Annotated in this window: 8 protein-coding genes; all 8 read left to right on the top strand. The window is 67.5% G+C overall.

The window, feature by feature from the left end; genetic code table 11:
• The first annotated feature begins 171 nt into the window (after positions 1-171).
• The 8 genes from M1L58_RS06425 to M1L58_RS06390 all read left to right on the top strand — a co-directional run bounded on the left by M1L58_RS06425 (position 172) and on the right by M1L58_RS06390 (position 15,062).
• Positions 172-1,161 (top strand): alpha/beta hydrolase, encoded by a 990-nt coding sequence (locus tag M1L58_RS06425; RefSeq protein WP_248658252.1) that lies wholly within the window; start codon positions 172-174, stop codon positions 1,159-1,161.
• 271 nt (positions 1,162-1,432) lie between these two features.
• Positions 1,433-2,926: an alpha/beta hydrolase-fold protein gene (locus M1L58_RS06420; protein ID WP_248658251.1), complete on the top strand. Its 1,494-nt coding sequence runs from the start codon at positions 1,433-1,435 to the stop codon at positions 2,924-2,926.
• 183 nt (positions 2,927-3,109) lie between these two features.
• Positions 3,110-3,658 carry a DUF732 domain-containing protein gene (locus M1L58_RS06415; RefSeq protein WP_006867064.1) on the top strand — a complete coding sequence of 183 codons (549 nt, stop codon included), beginning with the start codon at positions 3,110-3,112 and terminating at the stop codon, positions 3,656-3,658.
• A gap of 1 nt (position 3,659) precedes the next feature.
• Positions 3,660-4,667, top strand: coding sequence for a cutinase family protein (locus M1L58_RS06410; protein WP_248658250.1), 1,008 nt, complete (start codon positions 3,660-3,662; stop codon positions 4,665-4,667).
• 177 nt (positions 4,668-4,844) lie between these two features.
• Complete coding sequence (locus tag M1L58_RS06405; RefSeq protein WP_248658249.1) at positions 4,845-5,855, top strand: LLM class F420-dependent oxidoreductase; 1,011 nt, start codon at positions 4,845-4,847, stop codon at positions 5,853-5,855.
• Positions 5,856-6,115: 260 nt separating this feature from the next.
• Positions 6,116-8,020, top strand: coding sequence for a long-chain-fatty-acid--AMP ligase FadD32 (gene fadD32 / locus M1L58_RS06400; RefSeq protein ID WP_006867067.1), 1,905 nt, complete (start codon positions 6,116-6,118; stop codon positions 8,018-8,020).
• A 99-nt stretch (positions 8,021-8,119) separates the two neighbouring features.
• On the top strand, positions 8,120-13,471 hold the full coding sequence (gene pks13, locus M1L58_RS06395) for a polyketide synthase Pks13 (protein ID WP_248658248.1): 5,352 nt from the start codon (positions 8,120-8,122) through the stop codon (positions 13,469-13,471).
• A 40-nt stretch (positions 13,472-13,511) separates the two neighbouring features.
• Complete coding sequence (locus M1L58_RS06390) at positions 13,512-15,062, top strand: acyl-CoA carboxylase subunit beta (protein ID WP_006867069.1); 1,551 nt, start codon at positions 13,512-13,514, stop codon at positions 15,060-15,062.
• Positions 15,063-15,099 lie beyond the last annotated feature (37 nt).

The raw sequence follows: 15,099 nt of genomic DNA, 5'->3' as shown, positions 1-15,099 counted from the left end.
CATCGAATAGGCTCGCCGACGGCGAATCGCATGCGAGATCGGCTCGGAAACCATCGTCGCGCGGCGCTCTGCGCCGGGGGACGAGAGATGTGAGACGCACAAGAACCGGTCGGGTTCCGCGGGAGGTGAGACCTCCGGTGATCCGATCGGCCGAAGAGGGAGATTCTGTACATGCGTGAAGCTGCCACTCAGGCGACCAAGCCTGCGCGCGGCCGGATGGGGAACCGGCTGATCGCCGCACTCGTCGCCGTGCTGACAGTTGTGGGACTGACCGGCGTGGTCGCCGGCCAGGCCACCGCCCGGATCGGCGGAACGCAGGTCGGCAAGCAGGAATTCTTTGTCAACGGCTGCGGAATGCCCGATGTGAAGGTCCGCGCCTGGAAGAAGCCGGGCAACTATAAAACCGTCATCCTGCTCGACGGCATGCGCGCCCAGTACGACTACAACGGCTGGGAGATCAACACCAACGTCCAGGAGATGGTGAAGTCCGGCGTCAACGTCGTCGAGCCCATCGGCGGACCGGCCAGCTTCTACACCGACTGGGACGCACCCAGCAACTTCAACGGCCAGAAGTACCGCTACCGCTGGAACTGCGCCATCACCAAGTCGCTGGTCGGTGCCCTCGACAAGCGTGGCTTCCGCGTCGGCGCGTCGAAGCGCTACGCCATCATGGGCCTGTCGATGGGTGGTAACGCCGCCCTCGTCATCGGCGCGCAGAACCGCCAGCACTTCGACCGTGCCGGCTCGCTGTCGGGCTACAACTTCCTGAGCGCCCCGGGTATGCGCACCGCGCTGCGTCTGGCGATGTTCGACGTCGATCCCAAGCCGTGGAACATCGACGCGATGTGGGGACCGCCGTGGAGCATCCGCTGGTTCCAGAACGATCCCTTCTGGAACATCGGCAACATGCGCGGCATGAAGATCTTCGTGGGCTCGGGCAACGGCCTCTTCGGCAAGTACAACGCACTGCCCAACGTCTTCGACGACCTCTTCAAGGGTTCGACGCTGGAGCTGCTGGCGTTCACCCAGTCGAAGGCTTTCGAGGCCGCCGCGTTGGTCCAGGGCGTGCCGCTCATGACGTACTACGCCAACGGCACCCACGCCTGGGGTTACTGGCAGGACATGGTCTGGAACGCCAAGAACCGCGGTTTTTTCCGCTGATCGGCGAGAGACCGGCCTGACACGGCCTGCACGACGCCCCGTCCGGATTCCCGGACGGGGCGTCGTCGTGTTTCGGGAACTGCCGCCGGATGGTTGGTATCAACTGTCACATAAATCCCACGAGTCACAGCGTGGCGTTCGGACACCGGGGTCGGATTGCGTGTAAGAAACTCCTGAGGCGTTTGGTATTGATGATGCAGTTGTGACTGACGGGGAATCGGTCAGAACGTGCGGACGCCGTTGTACTGGGTCGAAGGAGTTCTGGAGAGTGATGCGGCGAATCAGTGGTACCCGACCGGTCGGTGCCCGAGTGGCCTGGCGAGCGGTGATGGCCGCCGTGGTGGCGATCGTGGCCGTGATGACACTTGTCGTGGGTCAGGGCCTCGCGGGCGCAGAGCCCGCGCCGGCACCAGCCCCGGCCTCGCCGGCGGCTCCTGCGCCGGCGTCCCCGGCTGCGCCCCCGGCTTCTCCGGCTGCGCCCCCGTCGTCGGCCCCCTCGTCGGCGGCCCCGGCAGCCGCACCGGCGGCGGTTCCGCCGGGCAAGGTGACAAACACCTACTGGTACACCGATCGCCGAGTCGCCCTGTGGGTGTACTCGCCGTCGATGAACACCAACATCCAGGTGCAGATCCTCTTGGCGCGCGACTGGCATGCCAAGCCCAAGGAGAAGTTCCCGCAGCTGACGATGCTCGACGGTCTGCGTGCGCAGGACGATCAGAGCGGGTGGGTTCTCAACACCAAGATCGTCGACTTCTACAAGGACAAGAACGTCAACGTCATCCTGCCGATCGGTGGTGAGTCGAGCTTCTACACCGACTGGAAGGAACCCGACCGCGGCAAGAACTACAAGTGGGAGACGTTCCTGATGCGGGAACTGCCGCCCATCCTGGAGAACGACTGGCGCTCCACGGACGTCCGCGGCGTCGAAGGTCTCTCGATGGGTGGCTCGGCCGCGATGATGCTGGCCGCGCGCAACCCCGGCTTCTACAAGTTCGCCGCGTCGTTCTCCGGCATCCTGCAGTTCAGCTCGTTCGGTATGCCCCAGGCCATCCAGTTCGCCGTCCGTGACGGCGGCGGCTACGACTCGATGAAGATGTTCGGTCCGCCCACCGACCCGGCCTGGAAGGAACACGACCCGTACGTCCTGGCCGACAAGCTGCAGGGCACGAGTCTCTACGTCTCCTCCGGCAACGGCATGGTCGGCGAGCACGACAAGCCCTCCGACATCCCGCTGCTCGCGACCAATTACTCGGGCGTGGGCCTGGAGATGCTCAGCCGCGTCACGTCCCAGCAGTTCGCGGTCCAGCTGAACCGCAAGGGGATCCCGGGTCAGGCGGTCTACCGCCCGTCCGGAACGCACACCTGGCCGTACTGGGAGTTCGAGATGATGCAGGCGTGGCCGCAGGCCGCCGCGGCCCTCGGGCTCTCACGGGACGCGGTCGCCTGCCGTGTGGACGGCGCCTTCCGCAAGCTCTGGGACGCCAACAAGGGCGACCTGGGGGGTTGCCTGACCCCGGCGTACGGCGTCCCCGGCGGCAAGGCCCAGGACTTCGCGAACGGCCGCATCTTCACCGGCCCGAAGGGTCCGAAGATCGTGACCGGTGCCATCGGCGGTGCCTACGTGGCAGCTGGAGGCCCGGGTGGGCGTCTCGGCAAGCCGGTGAGCAACGAGGAGCCGACCCGCGACGGCAAGGGCCGGGTCAACCACTTCGAGCACGGCCGGATCACCTGGACGGCCAAGGACGGCACGAAGGTCCTCAAGTGAGGCCCCAACCTCGACCGCACGTGTGCGGGCGCTGAGACTTCGCTGAGGAATCGAGGTGTTCGTGCAGGTCGCGCCGGTGGGCGGGATCGTCGGGGTATGCGGGGACGGTAGCCTGACGGGGCGTGCGGTGCAGTGTCCGACTGCGCCGCGTCCGGCGGGATAGAGGTTCGACAGGAAGTGGCGATGACAACGAAGTGTGCTCGGCTGGTGCTGCCCCTGGCGGGACTCGCACTCGCGCTCGGTTCGGTCTCGGCGTGCTCCGACGATTCGACGGCCAGTGCGCCGATCACCAACAACCCGGTCACCACCACGTCGCTGTACTCGGCCGCGGGATCGTCCACGCCCGCGTCGGGTTCGGCCTCGGCCGAGCCGACCGCCAAGGTCTCGGACGCGCCGTCGGGAACCACCTCGAAGCTGCCCGAGACCGAGCCCAACCCGAGCACCAAGGTCCCGGACAACTTCCCCGGGCCCAGCGGTGCCCCGCTCGACGCCAAGGCCAAGGCCTACCTCGCGGCGCTGAAGGCCGACAACGTCACCTTCATGGGCGACAGCGACCACTCCGTCTCGCTCACCATGGCGAAGTACGTGTGCGGCGCCAAGCAGAAGGGCACCGACCCGGGCATGGTGAAGGCCTTCGTCACCGCGTCGGTCGGGCCGGGCACCAAGACCGTCGAAGAGGCGAACACCAAGGCCGACAAGGTGATTCGCGCAGCAGAACAGCACTACTGCTGACGTGATGGCCAGACGCACCGCGGGCCGCGCTCGGAAGAGCCCCGTCCGGCGGTTGGGGAAGTTCTCCCTGTTCCTCCTAACGCTCGCGGTCATCGCGATCGTGCTCATCGTGCTGCTCATCCTGGTGTGGCTGAAGCCCGGGCCGGTCCCGCCGATCGGGCCGCAGGTCCCGTCGACGCCGTCGAAGGAGCGTCCCGAGGCGCAACCCGCGGACTGTCCCGACGTGCTGACCGTGGTGATCCCGGGCACCTGGGAGTCGAGTGCGACCGACGATCCGTACTCGCCCTCGGCGAACCCGAACTCGCTGATGTTGCGGGTCTCACGCGCGTTGTCGAAGGACTTCGACTCGTCGCGGACCGAGATCTACACGGTGCCCTACACCGCACAGTTCCGGAATCCGACGAACCTCGCCGACCGTCAGGCCGACTACAACGTCTCGCGCACCCAGGGGTACAAGCGGGCCGCCGGCAAGATCATCAACACCAACAAGCGCTGCCCGCTCACCAGCTACGTGCTGATGGGCTTCAGCCAGGGGGCGGTGATCGCGGGTGATCTCGCCAGCAACATCGGCAACGGCCGGGGTGTGCTCGAAGACGGTGACCAGGATCTCGTTCTCGGGGTCGGGCTCATCGCCGACGGGCGTCGCCAGCCCGGCAAGCAGAACGATGTGGACCCGAGCCCCGACGGCGTCGGGGCGGAGATCGCACTCGGCGGCATGGGCAACATCGTCCCCGGCATCACCATGACCGGCCCGCGCAACGGGGGATTCGGCGACCTCGAGGACCGCGTGCAGTCCATCTGTGCGCCAGGCGATCTCATCTGCGATTCGCCGACGGTCCTCAATCCGCTCGCCGCCGTGTCGAAGCTGGCCAACGCCGCGAGCAACCCGATCCACGCGATGTATGCCACCACTAAGTACTGGGAGGCCGACGGTCGCACCGCGACCCAGTGGATGTACTCGTGGGCCAAGGACCTCATCGACGAGGCCCCGCGTCCCGCGCACGAGTGACCCCTCGGCGTCCCGCGGTCGGCGAACTCGGTGTAACCCTGTCGCCGACACCACCGATTCGTTTTGCGGGGCCGTCACGCTGCATTAACGTGTTGGGCTGGCCCGGGCTTCGTCCGGGCGATCGACACAGGATGCCGTACGGCGTCCCCGACGGCCGGACACGAGGAGAGGACAGCGATGACGCAACCCCCGAATGATGCGGGTGGCAGCTCCTCCGGTCTGCGCAAGTTCCGCTTCGGTGCGGGTGGCGAGGGCAACAAGGACGAGGGTGGCGCCCGCAAGTTCGTCAAGCTGGCCCAGACCGCCGAGGAATACGGCTACGACACCTTCGCGGTGCCCGATCACCTGGGCAACCAGGTCGGTCCGCTGGCCGCGCTCGGTGCGCTGACCCAGGCCACCAGCACGATCCGCCTGGCCACGTCGGTATTGGCCAACGGCTGGCGCCACCCGGCGCTGCTGGCCAAGGAGGCCACCACGATCGACGTGCTGAGCAAGGGGCGACTCGAGCTCGGCATCGGAGCAGGCTGGATGAAGGAAGAGTTCGACAAGGCGGGGATCGAATTCGAGTCCCCTGGCGTCCGCATCCGCCGGCTCGACGAGGCGCTGACCATCCTCGACGGTCTGATGCGCGGCGAGACCGTCGACTTCGACGGCGAGTTCTACAAGATCAACGGCCTCGAGGGCAGCCCGCGACCCCGTCAGGGACCGCGCCCGCCGATCGCGGTCGGCGGTGGCGGGCCCAAGATGCTGGCTCTCGCCGCCAAGCACGCCGACATCATCTCCGTCGCCCCGGGCACCACGCCCGACGGCAAGATGAAGCTGTCGGACATGACCATCGAGAAGACGGCCGAACGCGTCGACCGCATCCGCCAGGCCGCGGGTGATCGTTTCGACGAGATCGAACTGAACTGGACCATCGCCGTCATCGTCATCACCGACGATCGCGTGGCAACCGCCGAGATGGCGCTGAAGGCCCTCGAACAGGGCTACCCGCCGAACATCGCGCACGACACCGAGTTCACCGTCGCCGACGTGCTGTCCTCGCCGTACATCGCGATCGGCAGCTTCGAGGAGATCGCGGATCAGATCCGCGAGGTCCGCCGCCGGACGACCATGTCCTACGTCGGGGTCTTCCCCACCCAGATGGACGCCTTTGCGCCCGTGCTGGCCCAGTTGAAGGGGGAGTAGGATGGCCGTCTGTCTCGCGAGTGAACCGCGAGGTGGTGGGTCGTTGAACCGAAGGTGTGCGCCGGATGGCCGACGTACGCTCTTTCAAAGCTGACCATGACGATCACAAGGTTTTCGTTGTGTAACTGGACGTGCGCTACCGTATCCCGCGGTCGGCACAGGACGTGGATGGCAGAAGCGCCGGGTGTTGTCGCCGAAGGACGTCACCGGGGAACTGCACTCGCGTGGGGGAGTCCACGAGGGGGCCACAGGAGTAATGAATGCTGAAGACTGAACTCGAAGACTTTCTCGATGAGACCGGAAACATCTCTTTCACCGAGGAAGCGACGCTTGTCGACTATGTCGAGCAGAACGTACGTGAGCAGGCCGACACGCTGGCGTACCGTTTCATCGACTACAGCCGCGAGCGCGACGGCGAAGCCCAGGACCTGACCTGGGCGCAGTTCGGCAAGCGCCTGCGCGCTGTCGCCGCACGCCTGCAGCAGGTGACCAAGCCCGGTGATCGTGTCGCGATCCTCGCGCCGCAGTCTCTCGAGTACGTGATCGGCTTCTTCTCCGCGCTGTACGCCAGCAACGTCGCGGTGCCGCTGTTCTCGCCCGACGAGCCCGGCCACACCGATCGTCTGCACGCCGTCCTCGACGACTGCAAGCCGACCGCGATCCTCACCTCCACCAAGTCCGCCGAGGCGGTCCGCGATTTCTTCGCGCCGCTGCCGGCCAAGGAGCGCCCGCGCGTCATCGCCGTCGACGCGGTGCCCGATTCGGTGGGTTCGAGCTGGGTCGCCCCGGTCGCGGGCAAGGACCACAACAAGGACACCGTCGCGTACCTGCAGTACACGTCCGGTTCGACCCGCGTCCCCGCGGGCGTGGAGATCACCTACCAGGCGGTGGCCGCGAACGTCCTGCAGATCTCCGACACCATCCAGATCGACCGCAATGCGCGCGGCGTCACCTGGCTGCCGATGTTCCACGACATGGGCCTGCTGACCGTGATCCTGCCGGCGCTCGGTGGCCGCTACATCACGATCATGAGCCCGCAGGCGTTCGTCCGCCGGCCCGGCCGCTGGATCAAGGAACTCGCCGCGGCCGCCGACGGCGCGGAGACCTACGCCGCGGCCCCGAACTTCGCCTTCGAGCACGCCGCCGCGCGCGGCCTGCCCAAGGAGGGCGAGGAACTCGACCTGTCGAACGTCATCGGCCTGATCAACGGCTCGGAGCCGGTCACGGTCAGCTCGATGAAGAAGTTCAACGAGGCCTTCGCGCCCTACGGCCTGCCGAAGACGGCCATCAAGCCCTGCTACGGCATGGCCGAGGCCACCTTGTTCGTCTCGGCGACCCAGCGTGAGAACGAGGCCAAGGTCATCTACGTCGACCGCGACGATCTCAACGCCGGCAAGCTGACCGTCGTCGAGGAGGGCACGCCGAACTCGGTGGCCCAGGTGTCCTGCGGCCAGGTCGCGGTGAGCCAGTGGGCGGTCATCGTCGACCCGGAGACGGCCTCCGAGCGGCCCGACGGTCACGTCGGCGAGATCTGGCTGCACGGTCTCAACATCGGCGCCGGCTACTGGAACAAGCCGGCCGAGACCGAGGAGACCTTCCACAACAAGCTCGTCGCCCCGCTCCCGGAGGGCAGCCACTCCGAGGGTGCCCCGGCCGACGGCCTGTGGATGCGTACCGGCGACTACGGCGTCTGGCTCGACGGTGAGCTCTACATCACCGGTCGCGTCAAGGACCTGGTGATCGTCGACGGACGCAACCACTACCCGCAGGACCTCGAGTACAGCGCCCAGGAGGCCAGCACCGCGTTGCGTCCGGGCTTCGTCGCCGCCTTCTCGGTGCCGGCGAACCAGCTGCCCGCCGTGGTCTTCGAGTTCGCCGGCAGCGGTCTGACCCCTGATCCCGACGACGCCTCCGAGCAGCTGGTCATCGTGGCCGAGCGCGGCCCGGGTCGCAAGGCCGACCCGCAGGAGGTCGCCGACACCGTGCGTGCCGCGATCGCGCAGCGCCACGGCGTCATGGCTCGCGACGTCCTGCTGGTTCCCGCCGGTTCGATCCCGCGTACCTCGTCGGGCAAGATCGCCCGCCGGGCCACCCGTGCCGCCTACATCGACGGCAGCCTGCGCGGCGGCTACAAGCAGACGGCGTTCCCGGACGCGGCGGAATAGCGCGTCCGCACCCGTTCACGGCCGCGGTGTCGGTGATCGTCAGCAACAGTCACTCGGCACCCGGTTTCGGGTGTCGACGAGAGCAGTAGTCTGGAAGCGATGTCTGAACTGAATACCGACGAGTCCCGCGGCACCGATCTGCCCCAAGACTCGTCCCTCGAGACCCCCGGTTCGGTAGACGGAGCAACCGCCGACTCGACCGACGCCACGTCGAACGGTGAGGCCACCCCCGGCGAGACCGCCGGTGACCTCACCGTCGACGAACTGCGGGACTGGCTGCGGGAATGGGTGTCGCAGGCGACGGCCGTGCCGGTCGCCCAGATCGACGTCGACCGCCCGATGGAAGAACTCGGACTCTCCTCGCGCGATGCCGTGGCGCTCGCCGCCGACGTCGAGGACAAGACCGGGGTCATCCTGACCGCGACCGTGGTCTACAACCACCCGACGATCTCGTCCCTGGCGCAGCGCATCATCGACGGCGACCCCGACGAAGGCCTCGCCGACACCGTCGACACCTTCTGGCAGCGTGAGCGCAGCGCCGACGACGACATCGCGATCGTCGGCCTGTCGACGCGTTTTCCCAAGTCCGGCACCACCCCGGAGTCGACCTGGGAGGCGCTCGTCGGCGGCGTCGACGGCATCTCCGACCTGCCCGAGGGCCGGTGGACCGAGTTCACCTCCGACCCGCGTTTCGCCGAGATCCTCGAGTCGTCGAACATCAAGGGCGGCTACCTCGACGACGTGCGCTCGTTCGACGCCGACTTCTTCCAGATGAGCCCGCGCGAGGTCGAGATGGTCGACCCGCAGCAGCGGCTCGCGCTGGAGCTCACGTGGGAGGCGCTCGAGCACGCCCACATCCCGCCGAGCGACCTCAAGGGTGCGCCGGTCGGTGTGTTCATCGGTACGTCGACCAACGACTACCAACTGCTCGCGACCCTCGGACTCGGTGAGGGCGCCGAGGACACCGCGGCCTACGCGTTGACCGGTACCTCGACGGCCATCGTCGCCAACCGCGTCTCCTACTTCTACGACTTCCGCGGGCCGTCGATCGCCATCGACACCGCGTGCTCGTCGTCGCTGGTCGCGATCCACCAGGCGGTACGCAGCCTGCGCACCGGTGAATCCGACGTCGCGCTCGCCGGTGGCGTCAACATGCTGATCACCCCCGCCGCGACCCTCGGCTTCGACCGGATCGGCGCACAGGCCAAGGACGGCCACATCAAGGCCTTCTCCGCCGACGCCGACGGCATGATCCGCGCCGAGGGCGGCGGTCTCGTCGTGCTCAAGCGCATGGCCGACGCCCGCCGCGACGGCGACGACGTGCTCGCGGTCATCGCCGGGTCGGCGGTCAACTCCGACGGTCGTTCCAACGGTCTGCCCGCCCCGAACCCCGAGGCCCAGGTCGAGGTGCTGCGTTCGGCGTACACCGACGCGGCGATCGACCCGCGCACCGTCGACTACGTCGAGGCCCATGGCACCGGCACCATCCTCGGCGACCCGATCGAGGCCGACGCCCTCGGGCGCGTCGTCGGGCGCGGACGCACCCCCGACAAGCCGATGCTGCTCGGTTCGGTGAAGACCAACTACGGACACATGGAATCCGCTGCGGGTGCGGGTGCGATCGCCAAGGTCGTCCTCGCGCTGAAGAACGGCGTCATCCCGGCGTCGCGCAACTACAGCGGCCCCAACCCGTACATCCAGTTCGACGCGACCAACCTGAAGGTCATCCCGGAGGCCACCGAGTGGCCCCGCTACTCGGGCCACGCCGTCGCCGGCATCTCCGGCTTCGGCTTCGGCGGCACCAACGCCCACGTGGTGGTCCGCGAGGTCCTGCCGAGCGACCTGAAGCCGGAGACGGTCGCGGTCGACGCCGGGGCATCGGAGCTCCCCGCCACCGGATCGCTGCCCGGCGAACCGGATCTCGACGACGAGGACGAGTTCCTGACCGAGGCCGAGCGGGCCGTCCTGGCCGCGCAGGCCAAGAATGTCGAGCCGGTGGTCGCCGAGACCGCGGCCGACCCGGCCGAGGGTTTCGCGCCGTGTGCCGTCGAGGGTTCGGTCGTCCCGCTGGTGATCTCCGGCTTCCTGCCGTCGCGTCGACGCAAGACCGCCGCCGACCTGCTCGAGTGGCTCGAATCCGACGAGGGCCGGGCCACCCCGCTCGCCGACATCGGACGCGCGCTCGCACACCGCAACCACGGCCGTTCGCGTGCCGTGGTGATGGCCCGCACCCATGAGGACGCCATCACCGGCGTCCGCGCGGTCGCCGACGGCAAGGGCAATCCCCTTGTGTACTCGTCGGATTCGCCGGATGCGGCGTCGGCCGTGTGGCTGCTGTCGGGCTTCGGTTCGCAGCACCGCAAGATGGCCAAGCAGCTCTACACCGAGAACCCGATCTTCGCGAAGTACGTCGACCGCGTCGACGCGCTCATCCAGAACGAGCTGGGTTACTCGATCGCCGAGATGTTCCTCGACGACGAGCAGACCTACGGCATCGAGACCAGCCAGGTCGGCATCTACACCATTCAGGTCGCACTTGCCGACACCCTGCGCCACCACGGCGCGCAACCCGGTGTGCTGGTGCCGCATTCGATGGGTGAGGCCTCGGCGTCGTACATCAGCGGCGGCCTGTCGCTGGAGGACGCGACACGCGTCATCTGCCAGCGTTCGCGCCTGATGGGCGAGGGCGAGTCGATGCTGCAGGGCGACGACATCCGCCTGATGGCGTTGGTCGAGTACAGCGCCGAGGACATCAACGACGTCCTCGTCGACTACCCCGACCTCGAGATCTGCGTCTACGCGGCCCCGACGCACACCGTCATCGGTGGGCCGGAGGCGCAGGTCGACGCGATCGTCGCGCGAGCCGAGGCCGAGGGCAAGCTCGGCCGCAAGCTGCAGACCAAGGGCGCGAGCCACACCTCGCAGATGGACCCGATCCTCGGTGAACTCGCCTACGAGCTCACCGGCATCGAGCCGCGACGTCTCACCACCGGGTTCTACAGCTCGGTCGACCGCGAGGTGTTCTATCGCGCGGGCCACGAGCCGGTCCACACCATCGACTACTTCCTCAAGGGTCTGCGCCACAGCGTGTGGTTCAGCCAGGCCATCTCGAAGTCGGTGGAGAACGGCCACCGCACCTTCCTGGAGCTCTCGCCCAACCCGGCGGTCCTGATCTCCGTTGCCGCCGTGACCTTCTCGGCCGGTCTGCACGACGCCGAGCTCATCGAGACGCTGCGCCGCAAGGAAGACGAGAGCTTCGGTCTGGTCAACGCCCTGATGAAGCTGTACGTGCACGGCCACCCGGTCGACGTCGCGTCGCTGTTCGGCACCGGTGGTTACGCCGCCATCCCGCGGACCCGCTTCGAGCGCAAGGAGTTCTGGCTCAAGGCACAGCTCTCCTCGGGTGGTTCGGCCGGTTCGGTCCCCGGGTCGCATGTCGCGCTGCCCGACGGCCGGCACGCCTGGGAGGTCAACGCCGCCGCCGTCACCGACCCGCGCGCGCTGGTGCACGCCGCCGCCGCTCAGGTGCTGAAGAACGCCTCGGTCGGTGCCGCGGTGTCGCACGGTGAGATCCCGAAGGCGGGCACCGTCACCACCACGCTGAGCCCGCACCCGGGCGGCGCATCGGTGAGCTTACATGTGAAGTCCGACAAGAACTTCCGCCTGCTCTTCGAGGCCGTCGTGACCGGCGACCTCGACGAGACCGCCGGCACGGTGTCCGCGCCGGCGGCGGCGCCGGAGTCCGGTGCCGCGGCGTTCGCCGACGACAAGGTCGTCGTCGAGGACGAGGTCGTCGACGACATCGGCAACAAGTGGAATCCGGAATCCGGTGAGACCGTGGGCGATCGCCTCGCGATCATCGTCGGCGAGTCGATGGGTTACGACCCCGAGGACCTGCCGCGCGAGATCCCGCTCATCGAGTTGGGTCTGGATTCGCTGATGGCCGTACGCATCAAGAACCGCGTCGAGTACGAGTTCGACATCCCGCAGCTGCAGCTGCAGGCGATGCGCCAGGCGAATCTGGCCGACGTCCAGAAGTTCGTCGAGTTCGCGGTGACCCACCGCGATCAGCTCGACGATCTCGCCGGCGGCGGAGGCGAACTCGACACCGCAGCGCTCAACGCCTACATCGACGAGCAGAACGCCAAGGACGCATCGTCGGGTGTCCCGGCCGTCGAGGAGTCGCCGGAGCCGAAGCAGGAGGTGGCCCAGGACGTCGTGGACGTCGAGGAGGCCGTCGCGACCTCACCGGGCACCGACCCGGAACCGGTCACGGCTCCCGCGCCCGCGCCGGAGACCAAGCCGGTCACCGACATCACCTCGCAGAAGGCGGTCGCCGAGGCCGCGGGTTCGGATGTCCCGCCGCGTGATGCGGCCGAGCGCCTGACCTTCGGCACCTACGCGGTCGTGACCAAGAAGTCCGCGGGCGGCATCTTCAACAAGCTGCCGGTCCTGTCGGAGGAGTTGGCCCAGCAGCTCACCGATCGCCTCAACGAGCGCACCGGCGGTGACATCGACGTCGAGGACATCCTCGACTCGGAGACCATCGAGGAGATGTCGAACTACGTTCGCGAGCACCTCGATGCGGGGGCGGCGACCGACGGGTTCCTGCGCTACCTGCGTCTGGTTCCCGAGGGCAAGAAGGTCTACGACCCCGCTGCGGGAGACCCGACACCGATCCTGCTGTTCCATCCGGCCGGCGGCAACACCTCGTCCTACGAGGCGCTGCTCAAGCGGTTGCCCGACGACCGACCGGTCATCGGTTTCGACCGCGGCAGCGAGGGAACGATCGAAGACCGTGTCCGCGAGTACATCCCGCGTCTGCGTGAACTGCAGCCGAACGGGCCGTACGTGCTGGTCGGTTGGTCGTTCGGTGGTGCACTCGCCTACGGCGTCGCCCAGGTTCTCCGCGAAGCCGGTGAACAGGTCGCCTTCGTCGGCCTGATCGACGTCGTGCGTCCCCGTGAGGACATGACCGAGACCCCGGACACCAAGCGGGCCCGCCTGGAACGGTGGAAAGAGTTCGCGATCCGCAACTACGACCTCGATCCGGATGTGCCGATCCCGATGGAGCGGCTCGTCGAGGCCGACGACGAGGGGCAGTTCGCGATCATCATGGAGATGATGTCGATGTCGGGCACCAAGATCCCCGGCGGCATCATCGAACACCAGCGGACCTCGTTCATCGAGAACCGGGTGCTCAGCAACATCGCGCCGGAGCCGTACGACGGCAAGGTCGTGCTGTACCGCGCCGACAAGATGCATGCCGGTGCCATCGAACTCGAACCGCAGTGGGCCGAGATCGACGAGGACGGCCGGTGGGGCGAGGTCGTCGACGACCTCGAGATCATCCACATCGGTGGCGATCACCTGTCGATCGTCGACGAGCCGTACATCGCCAAGATCGGCGCCGATCTGGCCACGCGTCTCGGCGAGCTTGATAAGAAGTAGCTTCAACGAGACATCGTGGTCGCGTAGAAAGTGAAGGACCGTGACTGACACCACCGCAGGCAAGCTCGCCGACCTCCGGCAAAAGCTGGAGGCCGCTCGCGAACCCGGAGGGGAGAAGGCAGTCGCCAAACGTGCCGCGAAGGGGATCTGTTCCCCTCGCGAACGTCTGGCCATGCTGTTCGACCCCGGGACGTTCGTCGAGATCGGCGCGCTCGCCAAGATGCCGGGCGCCGCGGAGAGCGGTTACGGCGACGGTGTGGTCACCGGCCACGGCCTCGTCCACGGTCGGCCCGTCGCCGCGTTCTCGCACGACCAGACCGTCTTCGGCGGCACCGTCGGTGAGATGTTCGGCCGCAAGGTCGCGTCACTGATGGAGTGGGCGGGCAAGATCGGCTGCCCGATGGTCGGCATCAACGACTCGGCCGGTGCCCGCATCCAGGACGCCGTCACCTCGCTCGCCTGGTACGCCGAGATGGGTCGCCGCAACGACCTGCTCTCCGGTCTCGCACCGCAGATCTCGGTCATCCTCGGCAAGTGCGCCGGCGGCGCCGTTTACACCCCGGCCAACACCGACATCCTCGTCGCCGTCGAGGACAAGTCGTACATGTTCGTCACCGGCCCGGACGTGCTCAAGCAGGTCAACGGCGAGGAGATCTCCGCCGAAGACCTGGGCAGCGCCCACAACCAGGCGCGCTGGGGCAACATCCACCACATCGCGCCCGACGAGAAGGCCGCCTTCGACTGGGTGCGTGAGTACCTGCAGTACATGCCGTCGAGCGCCTACGAGCAGCCGCCGGTGATCAACCCGGGTCTCGAACCCGAGATCACCGAGTCAGATCTGTCGCTCAACGACTTCATGCCGGACAACGACAACGCCGGGTACGACATGAAGGACATCATCATCCGGCTGTTCGACGACGGTGCCTTCCACGAGGTGGGAGAACTGTTCGCGCCCAACATCATCACCGGTTACGCGCGTGTCGACGGCCGGTCGGTGGGCGTCGTCGCCAACCAGCCGAGCGTCATGTCCGGTGTGCTGGACACCGATTCGTCGGAGAAGGCGACGCGGTTCGTCCGCATCTGCAACGCCTACAACATCCCGCTCGTGTTCCTCGTGGACACGCCCGGCATCCTCCCCGGCCTCGCCGAGGAGCAGAAGGGCACCATCCGCCGGTCGGGCCGCTTCCTCTACGCCTACGTGGAGGCCGACGTCCCGAAGGTCACCGTGGTGCTGCGCAAGGCCTACGGCGGTGCCTACGCGGTGATGGGGTCAAAGCACCTCGGTGCCGACATCAACTTCGCCTGGCCGACCGCCAAGATCGCAGTGATGGGCGCCGAATCGGCTGCCGCGGTGCTCACCCGCCGTCAGACCGAGGGACTCTCGGCCGCCGAGGCCGACAAGGTCCGTCGTGACTTCATCGACTTCTACAACACGATGATGGCCACGCCGTACCTCGCGGCCGAACGCGGGTATGTCGACGCGGTGATCGAGCCCGCCGAGACCCGCCTGCAGCTCCGGAAGGCGTTGGCGCAGTTACGCGACAAGCAGGTCCTCAAGACCCCGCGCAAGCACTTCCTGATGCCGATCTAGCCACGCAAACCCACCCCTTTTCGCCAAACCCAGCACC

The sequence above is a fragment of the Gordonia sp. C13 genome (genome assembly GCF_023218005.1).
Lineage (GTDB): Bacteria > Actinomycetota > Actinomycetes > Mycobacteriales > Mycobacteriaceae > Gordonia > Gordonia namibiensis.
This window is presented reverse-complemented; position numbering and strand designations above follow the sequence as displayed.

Bases quoted from the DNA above. Each gene is read 5' to 3' on its own strand.
- M1L58_RS06425 (WP_248658252.1), top strand. From the start codon at position 172: ATGCGTGAAGCTGCCACTCAGGCGACCAAGCCTGCGCGCGGCCGGATG.
- M1L58_RS06420 (WP_248658251.1), top strand. From the start codon at position 1,433: ATGCGGCGAATCAGTGGTACCCGACCGGTCGGTGCCCGAGTGGCCTGG.
- M1L58_RS06415 (WP_006867064.1), top strand. From the start codon at position 3,110: ATGACAACGAAGTGTGCTCGGCTGGTGCTGCCCCTGGCGGGACTCGCA.
- M1L58_RS06405 (WP_248658249.1), top strand. From the start codon at position 4,845: ATGACGCAACCCCCGAATGATGCGGGTGGCAGCTCCTCCGGTCTGCGC.
- fadD32 (WP_006867067.1), top strand. From the start codon at position 6,116: ATGCTGAAGACTGAACTCGAAGACTTTCTCGATGAGACCGGAAACATC.
- pks13 (WP_248658248.1), top strand. From the start codon at position 8,120: ATGTCTGAACTGAATACCGACGAGTCCCGCGGCACCGATCTGCCCCAA.